Annotated in this window: 21 protein-coding genes; 18 read left to right on the top strand and 3 right to left on the bottom strand. The window is 56.1% G+C overall.

Annotated elements, in window-relative coordinates; translation table 11 throughout:
- Positions 1-103: 103 nt before the first annotated feature.
- From ACJY2L_RS04655 to ACJY2L_RS04735, 17 genes are all read left to right on the top strand, one after another.
- Entirely contained in the window at positions 104-688 is a 585-nt protein-coding gene (locus ACJY2L_RS04655) for a DUF3304 domain-containing protein (protein WP_439213074.1), read from the top strand.
- Positions 676-3,129, top strand: coding sequence for a T6SS phospholipase effector Tle1-like catalytic domain-containing protein (locus ACJY2L_RS04660; RefSeq protein WP_439213075.1), 2,454 nt, complete (start codon positions 676-678; stop codon positions 3,127-3,129). The genes ACJY2L_RS04655 and ACJY2L_RS04660 overlap by 13 nt, the downstream gene beginning before the upstream one ends.
- A 16-nt stretch (positions 3,130-3,145) precedes the next feature.
- Positions 3,146-3,388: a hypothetical protein gene (locus ACJY2L_RS04665; protein ID WP_439213076.1), complete on the top strand. Its 243-nt coding sequence runs from the start codon at positions 3,146-3,148 to the stop codon at positions 3,386-3,388.
- A complete protein-coding gene (locus ACJY2L_RS04670) occupies positions 3,385-4,512 on the top strand; it encodes a hypothetical protein (RefSeq protein WP_439213077.1) in 1,128 nt (375 codons plus the stop codon). The genes ACJY2L_RS04665 and ACJY2L_RS04670 overlap by 4 nt, the downstream gene beginning before the upstream one ends.
- Complete coding sequence (locus ACJY2L_RS04675) at positions 4,499-7,915, top strand: ImcF-related family protein (RefSeq protein ID WP_439213078.1); 3,417 nt, start codon at positions 4,499-4,501, stop codon at positions 7,913-7,915. Before ACJY2L_RS04670 ends, ACJY2L_RS04675 begins: the two co-directional genes overlap by 14 nt.
- Positions 7,912-9,498 carry a type VI secretion system protein TssA gene (gene tssA / locus ACJY2L_RS04680; RefSeq protein WP_439213079.1) on the top strand — a complete coding sequence of 529 codons (1,587 nt, stop codon included), beginning with the start codon at positions 7,912-7,914 and terminating at the stop codon, positions 9,496-9,498. The genes ACJY2L_RS04675 and tssA overlap by 4 nt, the downstream gene beginning before the upstream one ends.
- 37 nt (positions 9,499-9,535) lie before the next feature.
- Complete coding sequence (gene tssF / locus ACJY2L_RS04685; RefSeq protein WP_439213080.1) at positions 9,536-11,290, top strand: type VI secretion system baseplate subunit TssF; 1,755 nt, start codon at positions 9,536-9,538, stop codon at positions 11,288-11,290.
- The gene (tssG, locus tag ACJY2L_RS04690; protein ID WP_439213081.1) at positions 11,254-12,339 is read left to right on the top strand and encodes a type VI secretion system baseplate subunit TssG; all 1,086 of its coding nucleotides are present in this window, start codon (positions 11,254-11,256) and stop codon (positions 12,337-12,339) included. Before tssF ends, tssG begins: the two co-directional genes overlap by 37 nt.
- Positions 12,317-12,862 carry a type VI secretion system lipoprotein TssJ gene (gene tssJ, locus ACJY2L_RS04695; protein WP_439213082.1) on the top strand — a complete coding sequence of 182 codons (546 nt, stop codon included), beginning with the start codon at positions 12,317-12,319 and terminating at the stop codon, positions 12,860-12,862. Before tssG ends, tssJ begins: the two co-directional genes overlap by 23 nt.
- A gap of 200 nt (positions 12,863-13,062) precedes the next feature.
- On the top strand, positions 13,063-13,575 hold the full coding sequence (locus tag ACJY2L_RS04700) for a DUF3304 domain-containing protein (RefSeq protein ID WP_439351283.1): 513 nt from the start codon (positions 13,063-13,065) through the stop codon (positions 13,573-13,575).
- Positions 13,563-14,162, top strand: coding sequence for a DUF3304 domain-containing protein (locus ACJY2L_RS04705; protein WP_439351284.1), 600 nt, complete (start codon positions 13,563-13,565; stop codon positions 14,160-14,162). The genes ACJY2L_RS04700 and ACJY2L_RS04705 overlap by 13 nt, the downstream gene beginning before the upstream one ends.
- Positions 14,150-14,749, top strand: a complete 600-nt coding sequence (locus ACJY2L_RS04710) for a DUF3304 domain-containing protein (RefSeq protein WP_439351284.1) — start codon at positions 14,150-14,152, stop codon at positions 14,747-14,749. Before ACJY2L_RS04705 ends, ACJY2L_RS04710 begins: the two co-directional genes overlap by 13 nt.
- Before the next feature lie 86 nt (positions 14,750-14,835).
- Positions 14,836-15,318, top strand: a complete 483-nt coding sequence (locus tag ACJY2L_RS04715; RefSeq protein WP_439351286.1) for a DUF3304 domain-containing protein — start codon at positions 14,836-14,838, stop codon at positions 15,316-15,318.
- Positions 15,319-15,404: 86 nt separating this feature from the next.
- On the top strand, positions 15,405-15,887 hold the full coding sequence (locus tag ACJY2L_RS04720) for a DUF3304 domain-containing protein (protein ID WP_439351286.1): 483 nt from the start codon (positions 15,405-15,407) through the stop codon (positions 15,885-15,887).
- The gene (locus ACJY2L_RS04725; protein WP_439351285.1) at positions 15,875-18,172 is read left to right on the top strand and encodes a T6SS phospholipase effector Tle1-like catalytic domain-containing protein; all 2,298 of its coding nucleotides are present in this window, start codon (positions 15,875-15,877) and stop codon (positions 18,170-18,172) included. Before ACJY2L_RS04720 ends, ACJY2L_RS04725 begins: the two co-directional genes overlap by 13 nt.
- A 66-nt stretch (positions 18,173-18,238) precedes the next feature.
- Positions 18,239-18,691: a type VI secretion system baseplate subunit TssE gene (gene tssE, locus ACJY2L_RS04730; RefSeq protein ID WP_439211926.1), complete on the top strand. Its 453-nt coding sequence runs from the start codon at positions 18,239-18,241 to the stop codon at positions 18,689-18,691.
- 354 nt (positions 18,692-19,045) lie between these two features.
- Positions 19,046-20,386, top strand: a complete 1,341-nt coding sequence (locus tag ACJY2L_RS04735; RefSeq protein ID WP_439211927.1) for a VasL domain-containing protein — start codon at positions 19,046-19,048, stop codon at positions 20,384-20,386.
- A gap of 305 nt (positions 20,387-20,691) precedes the next feature.
- On the opposite strand, the gene ychF is transcribed toward ACJY2L_RS04735, so the two are convergent.
- Positions 20,692-21,783, bottom strand: coding sequence for a redox-regulated ATPase YchF (gene ychF, locus ACJY2L_RS04740; protein WP_067430048.1), 1,092 nt, complete (start codon positions 21,781-21,783; stop codon positions 20,692-20,694).
- A gap of 126 nt (positions 21,784-21,909) precedes the next feature.
- Positions 21,910-22,500 (bottom strand): aminoacyl-tRNA hydrolase, encoded by a 591-nt coding sequence (pth, locus tag ACJY2L_RS04745; protein ID WP_067430050.1) that lies wholly within the window; start codon positions 22,498-22,500, stop codon positions 21,910-21,912.
- Positions 22,501-22,753: 253 nt separating this feature from the next.
- Here pth and ychH point away from each other — a divergent pair, with 253 nt between their 5' ends.
- Positions 22,754-23,038, top strand: coding sequence for a stress-induced protein YchH (ychH, locus tag ACJY2L_RS04750; protein ID WP_067430057.1), 285 nt, complete (start codon positions 22,754-22,756; stop codon positions 23,036-23,038).
- On the opposite strand, the gene ACJY2L_RS04755 is transcribed toward ychH, so the two are convergent.
- Entirely contained in the window at positions 23,029-24,201 is a 1,173-nt protein-coding gene (locus ACJY2L_RS04755) for a GGDEF domain-containing protein (protein ID WP_439211928.1), read from the bottom strand. The genes ychH and ACJY2L_RS04755 overlap by 10 nt on opposite strands.
- Between the last annotated feature and the right edge of the window lie 168 nt (positions 24,202-24,369).

Below are 24,369 nucleotides of genomic sequence, written 5' to 3' on the forward strand. Positions count from 1 at the left end.
CACCTGTTCATAAATAGAAAGATCATTCAGCCGTGTCCGTTATTAACGGGCACCGTTAAATGATTTCAGGAAATAAAACGTAACCCCAAAAAAAGGAAAAACAATGAAATTAAAACTACCCGGCGTACTGGGCGCAATATTACTGCTGGCCGGATGTGGTCAGCAGCATGCGGAATATCACGGCGGCGGTGGCACCCTGGAGGCCATCAACCATACCAAATGGGCCATTCAGTTCAGTGTTAACGGCCAGTCAGGCATCGATATTATCGGCCCCTTCCAGGGCGGCGGTGGCGGCTGTTGTTTCGGTGCGCCATCAACATGGGAGCCGGGAATGACGGTCAGGGTGGACTGGGAAACCTCGGTCGCTTTTGCCAGCGATGTCCCGGAAATACCGAAACCAAAGCGCCCCAGTATGAATAACCTGGATGCGAAAACCGCCGATTCAGTAGCCAGGAAATACAATACTGAATATCTCGCCTGGTGGGAAAAAGTGAAAAAGCTGAGCCGCCAGCATTCGCTGACGGTCCCTGTTCCCGATTACACCGGGCAGAAAACCTGCGGCATCACCGTACACTTTCTGCCCTGTGACCAGGTGAAAGTTACCACCAGCTGCGCCGACTATGGTAACCCGCGTCACCCGATTAAAGAGCCTTTGGAGATGGAGGAGCCGAAGGTATGCCCGAAATAATCACCGATCTGGTCTGGTATCCGCCAGAATTTCCCCGCTTAGGCCGGTTACCTACTCAGGCTGCGCTGGTGAGTGCAAACTGCCGCAAGCAGGACAGTGAGGATCAGCGGTTCCACAACGAATTGTGCCTTGCTGCCAAAAGGCGGGTGGTGCCGCCCTGCTGCAAGACTCTGCATATCAGCCTGTTTTTTGACGGCACCGGCAATAACCTTAATCACGACCTGAACATTGCCAGTCCGAAGCATCCCACTAACATCGCCCGCCTGTTTCAGGCCGCCATCGGCCAGGGCCATGCGGGCGGGCTGGGCAGCAAAAACCAGCAGCTGACCGACTTGCCGGGCAGTGCCGGAAACAAGTACTACAAGTACTATATTCCCGGCGTGGGCACCCCATTCCCGGAGGTGTCCGATCTCGACTTCAGCGCTGTCGGCCTGGCGACCGCCAGCCACGGCGAAGAGCGGATCAACTGGGGGCTGCTGCGCATTATCGATGCCTTGCGCCGTACCAGCGGAATGGACAGGCTTGATGATGCCGTCTGCTGGGAATCCGTACAGGCAATGGGCACCTCAGTGGCGGCCTTTGGCCTGACCGGCGGCCGCAACCGCCGTAAGGAGTTTCGGCGCCTGCTGCTGGAGGCGGAGCTGGCGAAAGCGCTGCGTATCGCCCTTAACCCGGCCGAACCGGGCAGGGTCCGGCTGCTGGGCATCAGGCTCTACGTCTACGGTTTTTCACGCGGTGCCGCCGCCGCGCGCGCCTTTGTGAACTGGCTGAGCGAGTTGTTGCCCGCGCCTGCGGACAAAAATGAGAAGCCTGAGCAGTGCCTGACAGCGGGCGACGTGAAAATCCCGCTCAGCGTTGAGTTTCTTGGCCTGCTGGATACCGTGGCGTCGGTAGGCGTGGCGCATATCGCCCCGGTTGCCGAGGGGCACATGGGCTGGGCGGATGATACCCAGGAGCTGCCGGAAGAAAAGGCGTACGGCGGGCTGATTAAGCGCTGCGTCCATCTGGTTTCCTCTCACGAGCAGCGCCTGTGCTTTCCCCTTGACTCGCTACGCCGCACCGATGGCACCTTTCCGGCCAACAGCAAGGAGGTGATCTATCCGGGCATGCACTCGGACCTCGGCGGCGGCTACCCGCCGGGCGACCAGGGCAAGGCCGGCGGGCACGGTGATGGCCTGCTGTTGTCGCAGATTGCCCTGCATGATATGTACGCAGCGGCCTTTGACGCTGGTGCACCGCTCAAGGTGACTCCTGAAGCTCTTCCCGAAGCCCTTCAAAAAGATAGATGGCGAATTTTTCCTGAAAACCTTATTAATCAATTTTATATTGATTCTGCTTTGGCCATCCGTTTCAACGCCTGGCGCACCCTGACGCTGAATCTCCCCCCATCAGCAGATGCCATCAGCGATGAGCAGGCCGCCACCTTTACCCCGGTTGACGTCCGCGTCAGCCTGGAAAAGGCCATCGACGAACAGATGGCCTGGATTACCGCGTGGCGCATTGGCCGTTATGCGAATGGCAGTTATAAAACCCGGCGCTTTTATGTCGATGCCGCCGCCAGCGGCCGGGATAAGCACACCGACGCCGCCTTACGGCAAGCCGATGAAAACCAGCGAGATGCGCAGCAAAAAAGTGTGAACGACGCACGCAAAAAAATAGCGGCCGGAATGAAAAGAGGCGAGTTCAGGCTGCTGCCGCAGGGCCCTAAAGATTTCGACGCCGCCCTCGGGCAAACCCAGCTGCGCGAGGCGGCAGAAGAGTTTCGTCAGGATTATCATGGCGTCGCCCGGGAAACGCAGGGCGAATGGTTTTATCCGGCCATCGGGGGGCTACAAAGCACCCTTTACCTGCTTAATACCGACAACGAGTACGGCGAGTGGCTGAAGATGAAAACCGCCGCTGAAACGCATCTGGACGTGCTGTTCCCGGCGGCGGGCGAGGAGAGCAACGCCGGGCTGCCGGCCGGGCTGGTGCGCGCGTTGTTTGACGACCAGGTCCACGATTCCCGCGCCTGGTTCATGCACAACGCGCTGGGTACGCGCGAACCCTGGGGCGGCTATTTCCGTTATCGGATGGTCTATTCCGGCAGGGAAAGTAATAAACTGCTGTCGCCGCTGATGATCGCCGGGGCGGTGGTGGGCGCGGCCACGCTGGCCGGCGGCGTGGCGTTTATCATCAGGCAGAATAACTCCCGGGACAGGCTGCTGGGCGCGGCGGGCATGTTCGGCGCGATCTCGCTGGAGACACAGGCCGTTGATCTGCTCTCCGGCAAACCCATCCCGATGCTGCCGGGCGCGGCGCTGCTGAAGGCATTCACCTGCAAGCCGGGCGAGGTGGTGGCACAGCAAAAGGTGGCGATCGCGGCGCAACGGCTGGCGCTGGCGAAAGCGGCCATTCCGCCCGGCTGGCTGAAAAAAACGCAGTCGACCATCACCACATAATCAAGGATGAAAATGGATGAAGAGTATTCGCGAAGGCGAGATGCTACGGAAGTGCGGCGGCAAAGTGTGGGCGATTCAAAACTGCTGGAAGGGGATTGCCGCACAAAAGCGTCGGATTAACTACAGCGAGCAGGGTATGGCCACCCGCTGCGAGGTCAGCAAGCGGCGGTCGCCTGTTACTCAGCCCGCGGCGCTGCACCGCTACCGCGGCATCTGCCTTGTGGCTAATGCATGTGCCGCCAGTGGTACTGTGCGATGAGAGCCTTCCCCGAGTTTCCGGTCTGGAAGACCGCAAGCCCGCCCGCCGGTAAAATCTGGCTTGCCGCAGGAGCATTGATCATGCTGCTGACGGCGGGAAGCGGGGTTCTGTTACGCAAAAATGAGAGTGGCAGCATGATTTTCACGCTAATGCTCTTCTCTTTGGCAATCACCGGCGGCCTGTGGCTGTGCCAGCTGGTTTACTACCGCGCCTCATTGCATAACGTCATTGTCTGGCAGCAGGCGGTGGAGCAAGAGCATCAGCTGTGGTGGGAAACGCATCAACGTACGCTGGCCCTGCGTGACGTTGTGCTGATTGGCCCTGTCGGCAGTGAAACCGCTGACTGGCATCAGGTATTAAGCCGTGAGCGCCGTCCGCCAGAAGGGCATCAGGAATCTGGCGGTAAGGTTTTGCGTAGCGGCTGCATCTTCTCCCACGACATCGCGGCACGCGAGCAGCAGTTGGCGCGTTTGCTGGTGCTGTTATGGCAAAAACAACAGCATGAACCTCCCGGTGCGTTTACCGCCGTTTTCTGGCTGGGCAGTGAAGCCGCCTGGCAGGCATTTGGTTCGCAGATGAACACCAGCTTTCCTGAGATCGAATTACCTGCACAACCTGAAATCTGGCATGGCGAAGCGACGTTATCGCGCATGGCGGCGCAGTTAGGTGAGGACAATAGCCAGCAGTTTTTGCTGGCCGGATGCCACGTCTGCGTTGCGTCTTCTGACCACCCGTTGCCCGCGGGCGAGTCGGCGGTGCTGTGGCGGATAGCCGTTGAGGGTCCTGTCGTGCTGCCGCGCGGCGAAGTTTTTTCTGCCGCGGATAGAGAGGCACTTAATGAGGTTTGCCAACGCGCGCTAAAACAGAGCGATCTTGACGATATCCCGGATGCCTGCGTGCTGTTTTCGCATCCCGGGCAGCCCCAGCTGGCTGAGACCGGCTGGAATGTCACGCATCATCTACAGGACGCTTACTGGGGTGATGTGGGGAACATGCAGATGCCGATCGTGATCTCGCTGGCGGCACTTCATGCCCTTGAGCATCAACAACCCTGCGGCTGGATGGCCGCCGATCCTCATCACACACTCGCACTTGGAATTGTTAAGCCTTATGGAAAAGGATAAAGCCAGTCAACAAACCAAAAGCCTCTCTGCGGCATTCACCGGTGTGCTGGTCGTGGCTGCAATCACCCTGATTATGCTGCTGGCCGGGTTGGCATACTGGTTTTTTGTTGAAAACGCGTCAGCGGAATGGCCGGTCATCCGCGGAGTGCTGATCGTCTGCAGCATTCTCTGGACGGTACTGACATGCCTGATCTTGCTGGCATTTCTGACGGTGCAGCTGTGGATCCTCAACCGGGTAAAGCAGCACTCCCCAGTGCAAAAGCGAGGCGCACGCCAAAGCCACGCCGCGCCGATCTCTATCACCGCGCTAAAAAAACACCTTCGTACCCGCTATCAGCTGTTCTGGCGTTACAAGGTGCGGCTGCTGTTGATCGTTGGTGATGACGCGGCGCGTGAGGCCCTGCTTCCCGGATTACAAAAGCAGCAATGGCTGGAGGGACAGCGTACCGTGCTGATTGATGGTGGCAGCCTGGGCGCGGAACTGGACGCCGATAAACTTGCCGCGCTGAGTAAGTTACGACGCAGCAGGCCGCTTGACGGTATTGTCTGGGTGCTGGCAAACAGCCCGCCGCTGACCCTACAGATGCAGGATAACGGCCTGCGCAGCCTGGAGAAGATCGCGCAGGCTCTGCGCTGGCAGCCGCCGGTCTGGCTGTGGCAGTTGTGCGGCAGTGACTGGCCGCAACAGGGGCGCGAGGAGCAGACGGTCGGCGTGATGTTTTCCCCACGTGCGCGGCCGGAAGAGGTCGGTCAGCAGCTCGATAGACTGGCACCACAGTTGCGCGAACAGGGCATTGCGCAAATTACGCAGCAGCGCGAGCACGACTTTTTGCTACGGCTGGGCAGCGCGCTGCAGCAGGGCGAAGGCCAGCTGTGGCAGCAGCGTTTGAGCCGCTGGCTGATCAGCCATCAACGCATTCCGTTGCGCGGGCTGATGTTCAGCCTGCCCTCCGGCAGTCAGGAATCCGTCAGCCACGACCACGCGCTGATGCTCTCCGACAGCTGGGATGGCATCGTGAATGCCTGCCGCAGAATAACCGGCCGACGCGTGGGTAGGGTGTGGCGGCAGACGCTGGCCTGCGGACTGATCGCTGTTATCGGCCTGTGGGGCATGGGATTGCTGCTCTCTTTTGTGCTTAATCACCAGCAGATTGTCAGCGTGGCAGAAAAAGCCCGCGCGCTGATACAGAATTCGGCGGTCTCCGATCGCCAGCTCACCGATCTGCATACGTTGCGCAATGACGCCGGGCTGCTTAAGCATCGCCATCAGTACGGCACGCCGTGGTATCAGCGCTTCGGCCTCGATCACAATACGCCGCTGCTTGAGGCGATGATGCCCTGGTACGGCGTGGCGAATACCCGCCTGATTCGCGATCCGTCCAGTGCCGCACTGCAACAGCGGCTGAGCGAACTGATTGAGCTGCCGCCAAACAGTCCTCTGCGGGCAGAGCGCGCCAGGCCCGGTTACGATCAGCTCAAGGCGTGGCTGATGATGGCGCACCCGGACAAGGGTGACGGCGCCTTTTACGCGCAGGTGATGCAGCGCGTGCAGCCGACCCGAGAAGGTCTCTCGCCCGGCCTGTGGCAGCGGCTGGCGCCGGACCTCTGGGCGTTTTACATCGACGAACTGCCACATCAGCCGCAGTGGAAAATCACGCCGGATGCCACGCTGGTAAGTCAGAGCCGCCAGGTGCTGTTGCAGCAGATTGGCCGCCGCAACGCCGAGAGCACGCTGTATCAGAACATGCTCAGATCGGTGCGCCGCAACGTAGCCGACGTCTCGCTGGAGGATATGACCGGCGGCACCGACGCGCGCCGTCTGTTCACCACCGATGAGATGGTGCCGGGCATGTTCACCCGTCAGGCATGGGAAGAGGGCGTGCAGCAGGCGATTGAGACCGCAGCCAACGCACGTCGCGATGAAATCGACTGGGTGCTGAGCGACAGTCGCCACAGCGTTTCCGCTGACCTGTCACCGGAAGCGCTCAGGGAACGGCTAACGCAGCGCTACTTCACCGACTTTGCCGGCAGCTGGCTAAATTTCCTCGGCAGTTTGCGTCTGAACCCTACCGATAACATTGCCGATGTGACCGACCAGCTAACGCTGATGAGCGATGTACGTCAGTCGCCGTTGATTGCGCTAATGAACACGCTGGCGTGGCAGGGTAAGACCGGACAGCGGGGGGACGCGCTGTCAGACTCGTTGATTCAGTCGGCGAAGGCGTTGGTGGGTAGCAGTCAAAAGCCGGTTATTGACCAGAGTGCGGCCGGACCAAAGGGGCCACTCGACGAAACTTTTGGGCCGCTGCTGACGCTGATGGGCAGAAACAACGTCGTTAATGCCCTGTCCGGCGACGACAGCCTGAGTCTGCAAACGTATTTAATCCGCATCACCCGTGTGCGCCTGCGTCTGCAGCAGGTGGCAGGCAGTTCCGACCCGCAGGAGATGATGCAGACCCTGGCGCAGACGGTGTTCCAGGGGAAAAGCGTTGATCTGACTGACACCCGGCAATATGGCAGCCTGATTGCCGCCAGCCTGGGTGAAGAGTGGAGCGGTTTTGGTCAGACCATGTTTGTTCAACCGCTGACTCAGGCCTGGGAAACGGTGCTACAACCTTCTGCCGCCAGCCTCAATGACAAGTGGGCGCGCGCTGTGGTAGCCGCGTGGCGTGACGCGTTTGACGGACGCTACCCGTTTGCTGCCAGCAATAACGATGCCTCGCTGCCGATGTTGGCCGAATTTCTGCGTAAGGATAGCGGGCGCGTCGAGCGCTTCCTGAACGCTGAACTGAGCGGCGTATTGCACAAAGAGGGCAGCCAGTGGGTGCCGGATCGCACTCACGGCCAGGGGCTGACTTTTAATCCGGCGTTTATCAGGGCGCTCAACCAGCTGAGCCAGCTGTCAGATGTACTGTTTACCGATGGCAGCCAGGGCATCAGCTTTGAGTTGCAGGCGCGACCGACGCCAGGTGTGGTGCAGACGCAGTTGACCATCGATGGCCAGCAGCAGACCTATTTCAACCAGATGGCAGAATGGCAGACCTTCCGCTGGCCAGGCGAAACCTTTAAGCCGGGCACGATGCTGACCTGGAGCACCGCCAGCGCCGGAACCAGGCTGTTTGGTGACTACAGCGGTAGCTGGGGACTGATCCGCTGGCTGGAGCAGAGTAAGCGTCAGCAGCATAACCGTAGCCAGTGGATGATGAGTTTCACCGCCCCGGACGGCAACGTGTTGCAGTGGGCGCTGCGCTCGCAACTGGGCAGCGGCCCGTTACAGCTGCTGCAACTGCGTAATTTCACGCTGCCGACAGAAGTTTTTAGCGTTGATGCTGCGATGACAGCACAGGCGCTGGCACTGACGGAAAACGATCGTATTACCGCCACGGAAGGAGGTGTTGAATGACCACGCTGCAAAACTTAGTCATCGCCTGTGATGCCGAAGCGGGCACGCTAATGCGCCTGGCACAGGCGCGGACGGATGTCTGGAACGCCTGGCTGCTACCGCTTAGCGATGTTCGGCCCGAGGGCGATGAACCTGGCTATGACGATGACTTCCAGCGCATGCGTGAGGAGATGAACAAGCTCTCAGGCATTGATACCGCGCTGATCTGCCAGCTTGCCGAAAAGCTGCTGACCGCAGTCAGCAAAGACCTGCGCGTGGTGACTTTTTACATCTGGGCACGCCTGCATCAGGACGGCGAGACCGGTCTGGCTGAAGGGCTGGAGCTGCTGGCCGCGATGCTGCAGCGCTTTGGCGTGCAGCTGCATCCGCAACGTGAACGCAGCCGTAAATCTGCGCTGGAATGGCTTGGCAGCGGACGCGTACTCGACAGCCTGTCGCGCTATCCGGAGGTGGATATGGCCGCCATGCAGCGTATCACCGGTGCCTTGCTGCTGGTGGATCAGGTAATGCAGTCGCTTGCCGAAGCGCACCGCCCGCAGTTTGGCGGGTTATGCCTGGCGCTGGAAAATCGACTGGCTCAGAGCGGTGGGGCGGGCAGCCTGGTGCCGCAGACCAGCCGCGATGATCCGCTGTCTGCTGCGGCGCCTTCTGCCACGCTGAATGCCGTAACCTCCGGCCGCGATCTGCTCGACCAGGCGAAAATGCTGGCGGGCTATCTGCGCGATCGCCCCGGAGGCTGGCTGGCGGGTCATCATCTGATGAAAAGCATACGTTGGGACACGCTGACCGAACTGCCGCCACTTGATGCCAGCGGACGGACTCGCCTCGCGCCGCCGAAGCCGGATCACCGTGCTCACCTCAAGCGCCTGCACCTGCAGCAGAGCTGGATGGAATTGCTGGAGCAGGCTGACAGCCTCTATGCCCAGGGCGTTAATCATCTGTGGCTGGATGTGCAATGGTACAGCTGGCAGGCGCTGGGGAAACTGGACGGTGACACGGTGCGGGCCGATATTCTTTGCCGTGGCGTCAAAGGGCTGTTGTCGCGGCTGCCCGGGCTCGAATCGCTGGCGTTCAACGACGGCACGCCCTTTGCCGATGAGGTTACGCAGAACTGGATAGCTCAGCAGGTGAAGGATGATCCGGTTGGCTGGGGCTCGCAGGCGGTGACGTCGACCGCGCGCAGTGATGAAGAGGTACTGCTGCTGGAGCCCGAGCTGCTGGCACGGGTTGACAGCGACGGCATCGAAGCCGCGTTCGGCTGGTTGCAGTCGCGTCGGGACATGATGTCGGCGCGCGATTGCTGGCTGATGCGCCTGCTGATGGCGCGCGTGGCGGAGCAGTACGCCCGGCATGATCTGGCGTTCCATCTGCTCGGCGAGCTGGAAAAGGGCGCACATACCCTGACGCTGCAGCACTGGTCGCCGGAGCTGCTGTTTGAGGTGCGGGCGCGACGGCTTAAGCTTTTGCGCATCAAAGCCGCACGCAGCGAAACGGACAAAACCCACATTCAACCGGAGATGGACGCGCTGCTGAGTGGCTTAATCAGCCTCGACCCGGCGCGCGCGGCCATTCTCTGCGGTTAATTACCCCCTCCAATACTCTCCTTACTCAGGTTTTATTATGGATGACTTAACCCTGCGTTATTACGATGCAGAAATGCGCTACCTGCTTGAAGCTGGTGAAGAGTTTGCCCGCGCGCATCCGGATCGCGCGGCACTGCTTAATCTGGATAAATCGGGCGCCCGCGATCCTTACGTTGAGCGCCTGTTCGAAGGTTTTGCTTTTATGATGGGGCGCCTGCGCGAAAAGCTCGATGACGACCTGCCGGAACTGACGGAAGGGCTGGTCACACTGCTGTGGCCACACTATCTGCGCACTATTCCGTCGATGTCGGTGGTGGCGTTCAGCCCTGACTGGCGTGAAATGAAGGAGAAAATAGCGCTGGCGAAAGGCACTGAAGTCCTCTCCCGACCAACAGGCGATAAGGCGACACGTTGCCGCTACACCACCACCCGGGAGATCAGCCTGCAGCCGCTGGCGCTGGAGCAGGCCGCGCTCTTTACCGATCCAGACGGTCGATCGGTGGTGCGTCTGCGTTTTGCCTGTAGCAGCCTGGCTGACTGGAGTCGGGCGGACCTCAGCCTGATTCCGTTTTACTTTGATGCCGACGCCCCGCTGGCCTGCGCCATGCATGAAGCTTTTACCTTACAGACCGCAGGCATCTGGCTGCGCCTGCCCGGCGATGCGCAGCGTCGCCCGCTGGACGCGCGCTTTACCGCGCTGGGATTTGGTGAGGAGGATCGGCTGTGGCCCAGGGGTAACAGCAGCTTCAGCGGTTATCAGCTACTGCTGGAATATTTCACTTTCCGCGAAAAGTTTATGTTTACCGGCCTGCGTGGGCTGGAGAATATCGCGCTGCCCGCCTCACTGCCGTGGTTTGAAATTGACGTTGTGCTGGCGCAGCGCTGGGAGCACGACTTTACCTTTAGTGAAAGACATCTGCGGCTGCACTGCGTGCCAGTGATCAACCTCTTTCCGCTGGAGTCTGATCCGCTGACGCTGAATGCCCTGCAGACTGAATACCTGCTGCGCCCGATGCGTGTACAGGATGGGCATACCGAAATTTATTCTGTTGATTCGGTAATCTCGTCGGGCAAACAGACCTGGGTGCCTTTTTCCAGCTTCCGCCATAAGGGCGGGATGATGCGCCACGACGCGCCGGAATATTACTACCATTCCCGCGTGCGCCGTGGCGCTTCGGGGCTGCATAACACCTGGCTTATTGTGGGCGGTGAAGCCTTTGATAATCACAGCGTACCCGATGATGAAAGCCTGTCGCTGACCCTCACTGGCACCAATGGCCAGTTGCCGCGCCGCGCCCTGCAAAGCACGGTATTGGATACCGCGATAATCACCAGTTCGACCCGCGTCGGGGTGCGCAATCTTTGTGCGCCAACGCTGCCCTGTTATCCGCCCGATCGTGACCGCTTTCACTGGCGCGTGCTGAGTCATCTCGGCAGTAACTTCCTGTCGATGATGGACAACGCCGAAGTACTGCGCGGCACGCTGGCGCTGTATGAGTGGACCGGCAGCGAGATGAACCGCCGCCGTCTGGAGGCGATAGTCGCCGTCAGCCACAGTGAAAGCGAGCGTTTTGAGCAGGGCTTCCTGCTGCGCGGCGTACAGATTGAGGTGACGCTCGACAGTCAGGGATTTGCCGGGCACGGAGATATCTGCCTGTTTGGTGAGATGCTCAGCCACTTTTTCGCCCTTTATACCGATATCTATCTGTTTAACCGCCTGATTATTATTCTGCAACCCACCGGAGAGCGCCTGGAATGGCAAGAGAAACACAACCGCCGTATCCCCGGCTAAGCCCGCGGATGGAAGCCGATTTGACGCGGATGAACTTCTACCGCTTCTGTCAGCTGCTGGAAAAACAGCACCCGGGCCGGCCATTGCTCGGCAGCTCCAGCCATCCGCAGGATGATGCGGTGCGCTTCAGCCCGTGGCCGGGCATGGGCTTTCCGGCCAGTGAACTGAAAAGCGTGGAATACAGTGAGGATGATGCCGGTGCAGCGCCCAAAGTACGTACCACTTTTATGGGCGTTTACGGGGTGGATTCTCCGCTGCCGACCGCCTATCTCGACGACATCAGCCAGCGACGAGAGGGACATGAGGCGTTGCAGGATTTCCTCGATATCTTCAGCCATCGCATCCTGACGCAGTTCTACCGCATCTGGCGTAAGTACTCTTATCCGGCCACCTTTGAGAGTGGCGGAACGGACAGCATTTCCCAGTCGCTGCTCGGATTAGTTGGCCTGGGGATTCCCGGTACCGCCAGCTATATCGCCACGCCAGTTTCGCGTTTTCTGGCGCTGCTCGGTGTATTACGCCAGCCGGCAAAAACGCAGGAGGGCGTACAGGCCATCGTGCGCCTGCTGGCACCGGAGACGCAGGCGCGAGTCAGCCCGTATTGCCTGCGCCCGATTAACATCAGCCAGCCACTCGCTTTTTACGGCGAGCGGGATTTTCTATTGGATGGCAATACGCCGCTGGGCGATGAAGTCATGGATACCAGCAGTCAGCTACTGATTGAATTAATAACCGGGTGTGAGCGCGAAGCGCAGGGCTGGAAGCCGGATGGCCAGCTGTATCAAGACTTCCTGGTAATGCTGCGCGTCTATCTCGGCTGGCGCTTTAAAGCGAAAATTCGGCTGACGGTCAGCACGGCGCTGCTGCCGGTGGTGCCTCTCGGCGACGCGCCGTTCTGGCTGGGAATGAGCGGCGTGCTTGGTGTGGAGGGCAAAACGCTTCCCGATGATATTCCGCGAACGTTTACCACCGAGCTTGGCAGCTATTGCGGCCTGCAACCCAGCCTACAGGGACAAGGAAATCAGCGTGTTCATTACCAGTTTGACTAAACCCACCCGCTGGCTGCTGCCTTTGCTGGCGATCAGCCTCAGCGGCTGCGGGCTGACGCAGAGCGTCACTGACACCACCCGTTCGGCGGTATCGTCCATTTTTTATAAAAAGATTACCCTGCTGCAGCTTGATTTCACTGCGCGCGAAGCACTGAATACCGACACGCGTGAAAATCACACCCGCTCGCAGTCCGTGGTCATCCGCGTTTATCAGCTGAAGGATCGTAAAACCTTCGACACGCTGGTTTATCAACAGCTGGCTACCGATGGCGATCGGCTGCTGGGTAAGGATCTGCTGGCCAGCCGTGATGCCGTGCTGACGCCGGGCGGTGCGATAAACCTCACTATGCCGATGGAGCCACACGCACAGTTTGTCGCCGTGGTGGCGCTGTTCCGTCATCCGGACCTGACCAACAATAGCTGGCAGCAGGTGCTGGATCGCGAAGCGCTCGACCCTGATCGGGCCCGTGTGCTGCAAGCAGATGACAACAGCGTGATCCTGCTCCCACTCAAGGATAAGTGATGCCCGACGCACGCGGATTTTTGCCCCTGTCAGTAATATCAATAATAAGCCGCGTGCTTATAGCCAAAATATTTTTCGCTGCGGCATGAGGGTGAATCTCTGCGAGCTTACACCGGTAAGCCATTCGGATGAACGCCGCCCGCCCAGATGCAACGTTAAATATGACGAATATAAAGAGTCTACTCATCAGGAATGCTCATATGCGTAAATGGATATTATTAATACCTTTGGTTGTATTGGTTTCAGGTTGTTCGCAGGTTGGAGGTAATGGCTATACCGCGGGAGATATCCGTGGAATTAACCATACGCCATACGTCATTAATTCGATGAATGTTAATGGTTTTGGTGGGCCTAATATGGGGGCTTACGGTGAGGGGGGCGGATATTGCTGCATCCTGCTGCCGGATAAATGGTCGCCGGGATTCAAAGCGCGCGTGGAGTGGGAGGTCGATCCCAAAACCGCATCTCAATTTCCGGGTTATAAGCATTGGGAGGAATATTTGAAATGGAAAAAGGAAGTAAAAGCCAGTTTCCGGAAGCACAGTGCGGTAGTGGATATTCCTGAATATGGCGAAGAGCGCTGCGGTATTAAGGTGCATTTCCTGCCCTGCAATGAGATTAAGGTCACAACAATCTGTGACGGCTACGGCACGCCAAACTATCCGATTAAAGAGCCCCTGGATATGAAGGAGCCCGCGCAATGTCCGAAATAAATCTCCTGTTGCCCTCCCGGAAACCTGCTGAATTTTGTGAAAACAGACGATTACAAACAATCCAGAAAAAGTTTTTTACGCACGGAATGTTATCTGTTCTTTTAGTTTTATTCATTTCAGGTTGTTCCCAGACCGCAGGTAATGGCTATACCGCGGGAGATATCCGTGGAATTAACCATATGCCATACGTCATTAATTCGATGAATGTTAATGGTTTTGGTGGGCCTAATATGGGGGCTTACGGTGAGGGGGGCGGATATTGCTGCATCCTGCTGCCGGATAAATGGTCGCCGGGATTCAAAGCGCGCGTGGAGTGGGAGGTCGATCCCAAAACCGCATCTCAATTTCCGGGTTATAAGCATTGGGAGGAATATTTGAAATGGAAAAAGGAAGTAAAAGCCAGTTTCCGGAAGCACAGTGCGGTAGTGGATATTCCTGAATATGGCGAAGAGCGCTGCGGTATTAAGGTGCATTTCCTGCCCTGCAATGAGATTAAGGTCACAACAATCTGTGACGGCTACGGCACGCCAAACTATCCGATTAAAGAGCCCCTGGATATGAAGGAGCCCGCGCAATGTCCGAAATAAATCTCCTGTTGCCCTCCCGGAAACCTGCTGAATTTTGTGAAAACAGACGATTACAAACAATCCAGAAAAAGTTTTTTACGCACGGAATGTTATCTGTTCTTTTAGTTTTATTCATTTCAGGTTGTTCCCAGACCGCAGGTAATGGCTATACCGCGGGAGATATCCGTGGAATTAACCATATGCCATACGTCATTAATTCGATGAATGTTAATGGTTTTGGTGGGCCTAATATGGGGGCTTACGGTGAGGGGGGCGGATATTGCTGCATCCTGCTGCCGGATAAATGGTCGCCGGGATTCAAAGCGCGCGTGGAGTGGGAGGTCGATCCCAAAACCGCATCTCAATTTCCGGGTTATAAGCATTGGGAGGAATATTTGAAATGGAAAAAGGAAGTAAAAGCCAGTTTCCGGAAGCACAGTGCGGTAGTGGATATTCCTGAATATGGCGAAGAGCGCTGCGGTATTAAGGTGCATTTCCTGCCCTGCAATGAGATTAAGGTCACAACAATCTGTGACGGCTACGGCACGCCAAACTATCCGATTAAAGAGCCCCTGGATATGAAGGAGCCCGCGCAATGTCCGAAATAAATCTCCTGTTGCCCTCCCGGAAACCTGCTGAATTTTGTGAAAACAGACGATTACAAACAATCCAGAAAAAGTTTTTTACGCACGGAATGTTATCTGTTTTTTTAGTTTTATTCATTTCAGGTTGTTCCCAAGCCGGAGGTAATGGCTATACCGCGGGAGACGTTCGCGGCTATAACCATACCAGCCAGGGAATAAATCGTTTCACGGTTAACGGTTATGGGGGAGGCGTAAGAGGGAATACCTGCTGCATCCTGCTGCCGGATAAATGGTCGCCGGGATTCAAAGCGCGCGTGGAGTGGGAGGTCGATCCCAAAACCGCATCTCAATTTCCGGGTTATAAGCATTGGGAGGAATATTTGAAATGGAAAAAGGAAGTAAAAGCCAGTTTCCGGAAGCACAGTGCGGTAGTGGATATTCCTGAATATGGCGAAGAGCGCTGCGGTATTAAGGTGCATTTCCTGCCCTGCAATGAGATTAAGGTCACAACAATCTGTGACGGCTACGGCACGCCAAACTATCCGATTAAAGAGCCCCTGGATATGAAGGAGCCCGCGCAATGTCCGAAATAAATCTCCTGTTGCCCTCCCGGAAACCTGCTGAATTTTGTGAAAACAGACGATTACAAACAATCCAGAAAAAGTTTTTTACGCACGGAATGTTATCTGTTTTTTTAGTTTTATTCATTTCAGGTTGTTCCCAAGCCGGAGGTAATGGCTATACCGCGGGAGACGTTCGCGGCTATAACCATACCAGCCAGGGAATAAATCGTTTCACGGTTAACGGTTATGGGGGAGGCGTAAGAGGGAATACCTGCTGCATCCTGCTGCCGGATAAATGGTCGCCGGGATTCAAAGCGCGCGTGGAGTGGGAGGTCGATCCCAAAACCGCATCTCAATTTCCGGGTTATAAGCATTGGGAGGAATATTTGAAATGGAAAAAGGAAGTAAAAGCCAGTTTCCGGAAGCACAGTGCGGTAGTGGATATTCCTGAATATGGCGAAGAGCGCTGCGGTATTAAGGTGCATTTCCTGCCCTGCAATGAGATTAAGGTCACAACAATCTGTGACGGCTACGGCACGCCAAACTATCCGATTAAAGAGCCCCTGGATATGAAGGAGCCCGCGCAATGTCCGAAATAAATCGCGCGCTACCCTGCCGGGCTCCCCCTGAATTTCCTGAAAATGGGCGGCTTTTCCTGACCCCGGAGCAGATTACGGCAAACTATCGTAAGCAGACGCTTGAAGAAAGGCAGTTCAGCAATAAATTAATGAAGCAGGCAGGAAAACGGCTCATGCCGCCCTGTTGCCATAGCCTGCATATCAGCCTTTTTTTTGACGGCACCGGCAACAATGACGAAAACGATACCAATATTGCCAGGCCGCCGCATCCCACTAATATTGCCAGGCTGTTTCATGCCACCTATGAACGCGCTGATAGCGGATACTTTCGTTACTACATGCCTGGGGTGGGCACACCATTTCCGAAAATTAATGAGTTTGCTTATAGCAGCGATGGCCTGAAGTATGCCCTGGGCGGAGAGGACCGGATTAACTGGGCGATGCTGCGGTTGGTCGATGCGCTGATGATTGCTATTACGCCAACGCGTATGGGGCTAAGTGACAGCGTGGCGCGAGAGCAGATCGTTGCCATGCGCGCGCACTGGCCGCTGAGCGGTGAGGCGAATCGACGCCGTGCGATTGATACCTTGCTGCAACCACTGCGAGCCAGAGTGTTACAGGCACGGCCGCAGCCCATCGCCCTTAAGCTGTTTATCTATGGCTTTTCGCGCGGCGCGGCGGAAGCTCGTGCTTTTGCCAGCTGGCTGTCGGAGCTGTGTGTCGATCCAGTCAGCAACAATGTGGATCTTTCGCTGCTCGGTCTGCCGCTCAGCATTGAATTTCTCGGCCTGCTGGATACCGTGCCCTCGGTGGGCATTGCACGTCTGGTACCGGGTTTTGACGGGCATATGAGCTGGGCCAGCGGCACTCAGCAGCTGCCGCTAGCCAGCCGTTTCCCTGGCCTGATTAAGTGCTGTCATCACTTTATTGCCGCTCATGAACAGCGGTTGAGCTTTCCGCTGGACTCGGTGCGACGCCCGGAAGGCCATTACCCCGCAGGTACATCAGAGGTTGTTTATCCTGGTGTGCACTCTGACGTCGGCGGCGGTTATCCGCCGGGTGAACAGGGAAAATCCCGCGGTAGCGTAGGTGAAATGCTGTCGCAGATTGTATTACATGATCTTTACGCCGCCGCGTTTGACGCCGGTGCACCTTTGGCAGTGCGGCCTGACAGGGTGACACCGCTGATTCAGACAATCCAGCCGTTACGAGAAATGTCACAAGATTCAATCACTGAGTTTGCTGTGGCGCCTGTAATAATCAACCGCTTTAACGCCTGGCGCACATTAACCCTGCTCGATGGGGCGGCATCGCAGGCAGATATCGCCACTGCTGAACAGTACGGCTATCAACCTTTGCAACTTACCTGCACCCTGGAAAATGCAATTATTCGGCAAATGGCCTGGATGACCGCCTGGCGTATCGGCCGCTACGCGCATAACAGCCTGTTGACACAACCGTTCTACCTTAATGCCCCACAAAAGGATGCAGTCGCGCTGGAGGAAGACAAGAACAACTACGATATGGCGCTCAAAAAGTTTCGTCATGCGCTTAAGAACGTGCGTCGCGATCGCCCAAACTGGCAGGACAGCATTACGCCGGGGCCGCCCGATTATGAGCCCACCACCGGGCAGTATCAGCTGCGTGAGGGCGCTCGCGAGTTTGAGCACGACTATCGCAACTGGTTTCGCGATATCAATGGCAGCCCGGCAGAGAGAGTTATTCAGGTGGCGCTGGATGGCGTGTTGAAACACCCGGTCTATCTGCTCAATGGGGATGATGAAAACAATGAGTATGAGCAGATGCGCAAAGAGGGTGACTATTACTTTGGGCGCCTGTTCAGCGACAGGCTGGGCACCAACACCCGCAAAGAGCCGGAAGCGCAGGTATTGGCACTGTTTGACGAGCATATACACGATTCACGCGCCTGGTTTATGCAAAGCACGCTGGGCGGACGTGAACCCTGGAGCGGCTACTTTCGCTATCGCATGATCTATTGCGGTGATAAAGCCAGCAAGCAAACACGGCTGATTTATCTCAACGGGCAGGTTATGGGAGCCCGACAGGTTTCAGGATCTGCTGAATATATCGTTGAATCGCGTGTGGTACAGGGCGGTATAACGGAAGCCCACAAGGTGCGCGAACTTGCCAGCGGGAAGACTGAAATACTGTCGCCCGGCAATATGCTGCCATTCAGTAAGCAGCCCGTTCTGAACGCTGCTCGCGAAAGCGCGCGCATCAGCGCTGAGCATCATCAGCATATACAGCTTGCTCTCATGAAAATAAAGAGTGAGTGGAATGCTTAAAACAGTATGCGGGTATTGAATAATCTGCTTAACACCCCCCCGTTTATAACCGATTAAGGATAAAGAATGCCTTATGCACATCGTTCTCCCTCGCTGTATGAAATCCTGTATGGCAATTTTAGTGGCGGGCTGGATCTGCATCACGTTAGCGAGGAGAACCAGGTGATCCTCTCGGTGCTCGACAATATGCAGCGTATCCTCAATTGCCGTGCCGGTACGCTGGCGCATCTGCACAATTATGGACTGCCAGATATGACGAAAATTCTGCAAGGGATGCCTGGCACCGCACACCAGTTGATTACCACGCTTTCTGATGTGCTGCTCCAATACGAGCCACGCCTTAACAGCATCAGGGTCGACATGCTGCGGCAGGTTATTCCCGGCGAGCTGCGTTACGCTATCGATGCCGAGCTGAAAGGCATCGGCCTGGTGCGCTACGGCACTGAATTTATGCCGGAAGGCAAAGTCCTGATCCGCTACCTGAAACAGCAGCAGGTTATTCATCAAAATGCGTTATAGGGTGTCCTGACTTTGTCCACACCGTGCAAAAAACACAGTTCAACGTCTGATAATAATCTGCCTGAAACCTTAATGGCTTATTTACCATTACGTAATTTTCCAGCCGGTAATAGAAACGCTGACTCCCTGCAATTAATGATGTATTAACCGCCTCTTAAGTCAGCCGGAATATATTTCATGCTGAGATGTCATGCGGCCAGATTACTTAACTCCTTTGTCTGCTGCTAATTAATTCAGCACACAGAGCAGTTAAGCTGTCGTCTTGCGGCACAGGCAGGCGCTGAACCAACAGAGCGTGCCGCGGAATAAATAATTCACCGCTTTCCCGTCATCCTGTTAAATGGATATTCAGTTATGAATGACTTTACTGCCCGTCAAATAAAAACCGGCGGCGATCCGCGCATGCTGCCGGATTATGGAGCCCTGCGCGATGAAATGCTCAAACTGATACATCCGGCGCGTCCGGATGTGAACTGGCGTGAAGCTGAAAAACACTGTCTTGCGCTATTTGAGCAAAACGGTGTGGAATTACAGACGGCAGCCTGGTACACGCTGGTTCGGACGCGGCTGGCGGGACTGTCTGGTCTGAATGAAGGCGTCTCCCTGCTGGAGGCACTGATAAGTTCTCAATGGAAAACGCTATGGCCGCAGCCAGTACATGCCCGGGTGGATATTCTCCACGGGCTGAGTCAGCGTTTGCATTCGTTCATGCGCCTGTTGCCGCTTAGCCATAGCGATCTTAGCCAGCTTTATCTTGTTGAACAGCGGCTTGTGCGTATCAGCAAGCATTCTGATCTCAGGCAGATTAGCCAGTTTGAGTCATTGCGTGCTCTGATGAACAGGCGCGCTAAGCGGTTGGAAAACGCTGATAACACCTCTGGTCCGGGTATAGCCATTCAATCCAGTGAGGTATTGGCCGCCACGGAGAACAGGGCCTTACCTGATGACGCTCAAGCCGCCACGACGATTAAATGGGTGTATGTGACGCAGCCGGAACACCCGCCAAATGCGGAGGTCACGTCGGTCATACCGGAGCCGGTGAAACGCTGGAAAAGCTTTGTCGCCGGGATGGGCGTTATGCTGGTGGTCGGCACACTGTCGGTGTGGAGCTGGCAGCTGTCAAGTCGCAGCGATCCGCTGCGCGACCAGCTTGCCGCATCGCTGGCGCCTTTGCCGGTAACGCTTAATGCCGCGCAACGGGACGGAATACGTCAACAATCTACTCCACCGCAGCCCTTTATTGCCCAGACGCGGCAACAGCTTATGCGTCTGCATCAGTTACCTCCGCACTGGACGATTAATCACAGTCGTCAATTACTCGAACAGGCGCAGATTTTGTGGCCGCAGCAGGCCGATGTACTGGCCGTGGAGTGGCAACAGCAGCGTAATGCCATGGCGTTGCCCATTGAAAGTTTGGAAGGATGGCATCAGGGAATGACGACGCTACAGACGCTGAGCGATCGCCTGAGTCAGCTGGATGAGCGTAAGGGCAAATACATCACGGTCAGCGAACTGAAGTCGGTGGTATTTTCCGCCATCCAGTCATTTAACCATTCGATACCGGCGGAAGAGCAACTGCGTGTTTTATCGCACTATCCGACGGAGCAGCCTTTACCTGCTGCGGCCAGAGCGCAGCTGGAGATGCACCTGAAGCAGCTGATCGCCGGTTATGCTTTGCTGACGGAGGCTGAATAACAGGAGTGACAGTCAGGGCAGGTTAGGTCAACTGTAAGCAGGGAGAAGCGGAGAGATAAGAGGGCGGTTTACTCAATGTGGGTCTGCTGGATTGGCTGGCGAGGGTAAATCCACAGCCGCGAGTGCTTGTTTAACGTGGGTACCGCCGTTGTACCGGCATCAGGCTTAACTACATTGTTGGTGGTTAGCCGTGCCGCTCTAAATAAAGCGAGAACCTGTAAAAAGAAAATCCACGCCATGGCGTGGATTTTATCGGACTTATGACTCTTCATGAGCGTGAATCCGCGCTCATGAATAAGCAGAGTTTAGACGTTGAACAGGAAGTTCATTACGTCGCCATCTTTAACGATGTAATCTTTGCCTTCTGAACGCATCTTGCCCGCTTCTTTCGCGCCCTGTTCACCTTTATAAGCCACGAAATCTTCAAAGGCGATGGTCTGTGCGCGAATAAAGCCTTTTTCAAAATCGGTATGAATTTTACCGGCGGCCTGCGGCGCGGTGGCGCCCACCGGAATGGTCCAGGCGCGCACTTCTTTCACGCCCGCGGTGAAGTAAGTTTGCAGACGCAGCAGCTCATAACCGGCACGGATCACGCGGTTCAGGCCCGGCTCTTCCAGACCCAGTTCCGCCATAAATTCAGCGCGGTCTTCATCTTCCAGCTCGGCGATATCCGATTCCACTGCGGCACACACCGCAACCACCACTGAACCCTCTTTTTCCGCGATTGCACGCACCTGGTCGAGGTAAGGGTTATTTTCAAAGCCATCTTCATTGACGTTGGCGATGTACATGGTTGGCTTCAGGGTCAGGAAGCTCAGATAACGGATAGCCGCTTTATCTTCTTCAGTAAGATCCAGCGAGCGCAGCATGCCAGCGTTGGACAGGTGCGGCAGGCATTTCTCCAGCGCCGCCTGTTCTGCTTTCGCGTCTTTGTCGCCGCCTTTGGCTTTCTTCTGCACGCGATGCAGAGCGCGTTCACAGGTATCGAGATCGGACAGCGCCAGCTCGGTGTTGATAACGTCAATATCGTCGGCCGGATCGACCTTGTTGTTAACGTGAATGATGTTGTCATTCTCGAAGCAACGCACCACGTGACCAATCGCCTCGGTCTCTCGAATGTTAGTCAGAAACTGGTTGCCCAGGCCTTCACCTTTGGAGGCGCCTTTTACCAGGCCAGCGATATCAACAAATTCCATGGTGGTGGGGATAATGCGCTGCGGCTTGACGATCTCAGCCAGCTGATCCAGACGCGGATCGGGCATCGGCACCACGCCGGTGTTGGGTTCAATGGTACAGAACGGGAAGTTGGCTGCTTCGATGCCGGCTTTGGTCAGCGCATTGAACAGGGTGGATTTACCGACGTTCGGCAGGCCCACGATACCGCATTTGAATCCCATATTTATATCACCTTAATATCTTGATAATTAAGGTATTTATCAATACCTTAATCGGAATAATAGAAATTTCCCGGCATTATACACGTAATAGCGTCCGGAAGGGGGCGAATCACCGGTTTATGGTGCTCAGGCGCCCGCTTTAAAGGCGTGCAGGCGGTTCATCGCTTTTAAACGATCTTCCTTCAGCCACAGTTCGGTGCAGCGTACCGCTTCATCCACCGCATCATCAATCAGCTTCTGCTCGCTGGCTGGCGGTTTGCCGAGCACAAAGCCGGTGACCTTGTTGCGATCGCCCGGATGGCCGATGCCTACCCGCAGACGATGAAAATTATTATTGTTGCCGAGACGGCTAATAATGTCCTTCAGGCCGTTATGGCCGCCGTGGCCGCCGCCCTGTTTGAATTTGGCAACGCCGGGCGGTAAATCCAGCTCATCGTGCGCCACCAGAATCTCTTCCGGTGTGATGCGATAAAACGTTGCCATCGCGGCCACCGCTTTACCGCTGAGGTTCATAAAGGTGGTCGGCACCAACAGGCGCACATCTTCACCGGCCAGCGCAAGGCGGGCGGTATAGCCAAAAAATTTCCCTTCTTCTTTCAGCGACTGATTATGTCGCTGGGCCAGCAGGTCGACAAACCAGGCGCCTGCGTTGTGGCGCGTCGCGGCATATTCCGCGCCGGGGTTGGCCAGGCCAACTATCAGTTTAATTGTGCTCACGGACCGGTTCCTGTCACCGTAGAAAGGGCGCTAGTTTACCTGGTGCTGCGCCATAACTCAAAAAAGTGCGCAGCGTAGTAGTTGCATAGCGTGATAATTCATTTTTGAAGCACTATCAGCAGCTTAAAGGTAAAATTTTGTCAGAGCGATTGACGAACTGTGATCTTTCACACAGCCAGTGTTTAATCCATTAACTAAACTTATGACAGTTTAGCAATATGTGCTGAGCAGGCGTATTAACAGGAGGTGCAGCATGAAACGTAAAAGTGCGCACAGGTTAGGAAACGTACTGATGGGATTGGGTCTACTAACCATGGTCGGCGGGGTACTCTATTCCGTGCTTAACCAGCTGCCAGAAATTAATTTGCCGGCGTTTATGGCGCAGGCGGCGATTTTCGGCATTTTTATCGGCGCGTTGTTGTGGCTGGTAGGCGCCAGCGTAGGCGGGCGTGAAAAGGTTAGTGACCACTATTACTGGTTACGTAACTGTGATGACCGCTGCCGTCGTCGTTCTGCCAGTCGTCATCCTCATAACTGATTAGCCAGTTCGCTCTTTTCTGCCAGCGGTGTGAAAACCTCTACCCGGTTACGCCCGCTGGTTTTTGCGTGATAAAGCGCTTCGTCTGCCGCCACCAACAAACTTTCGATATCCTGAATGCGGGTTGGCGCCACCGCGGTCATGCCGATGCTGGTGGTATAGATTACCTGTTCGGGCGCTGAAGCATGCACTGCCCGACGCACCTGCTCACACCAGTTTTTCCCCTCCTGTTCATTCAGGCTGAGTACGGCGGCAAACTCCTCGCCGCCCAGCCGGGCAAACTGCGCCTGCGGTGGGAGTGCCTGACTGACCACGCGACAAAAATCGAGCAGCACGCGATCGCCCTGATGATGGCCAAAACGATCATTGATGCTTTTAAAATGGTCGAGATCGAACAGTACCACCGTTAGCTGCTGACGATGTCGTCGACACCAGTCGGCCAGCTTGTTGCCTTCGGCAAACAGCGCACGGCGATTAGCAATACCGGTGAGCGGATCGAGCAGGGAAGCCTGTTGATAGATCAGACGCGAGCGTTCATTGACCATCGCCAGAATGGTAAAGGTCAGCCCCATGACAAACAGCATCGATTCCAGCATGATCCAGACGGTGAACTGGGTGCCGCCGATAGCGCCATGCAGCATATTGGGCCGACCGGCATCAAGAAACAGCCGGGCAACGTGGAAGCCAAGGTGAATGACCAGCAGCAGCTGCGCCGGCCAGTAGGTGGCTGGCAACAGCGTGCGTGCGCCGTAAAGCAGACGGATTAACACGGCGGTAAAGATGATGCACAGCAGGCAGGTAACGATAACGCGCTTGGGTAGCGAGAAGTAGAACTGGGGAAACAGGCAGAGTATTGCCCAGAGTAGCGCACCCGTCAGCCAGTTGATGCCCAGCGGCAGGCCGCGAAAGGTGCGAAAGGCGTTGACCAGCATGCCGTAACCAAAATAGAGAATGACGTTGCCTACCGCAATCGGCAAAAAATGATGGCCGGTACTGCGCAGGCTGCTGAGCATCATCGCCAGCAGGGTGGCGATCAGCGCCACGGTAGTAAAGCCCAACACGCGATCGTACTGCGAACCCGCCCAGGCAAACAGCATAATGATGCTCATAAAGCCCAGCACAAAGAGTTCGCAAATAAAAAGCGTGTAGACGTCGAGAGACATAAAAGCTTTCCTGAAGAACGATCGCAGAAAAATAGCACTAAATGAAGGTGGGTTGAAGCGCAAAACCGGCGCGTGCAGCAACTCAGACGTTGGTATAAATAGTCGGCGATTACGCGCTGTGGAACGGAATAATTAGTAAAAATTTGCAGCGTTTTATCGGGCAGGGCA

The organism is Duffyella sp. Ts4 (assembly GCF_051851875.1).
Classification (GTDB): Bacteria; Pseudomonadota; Gammaproteobacteria; order Enterobacterales; family Enterobacteriaceae; genus Duffyella; species Duffyella gerundensis.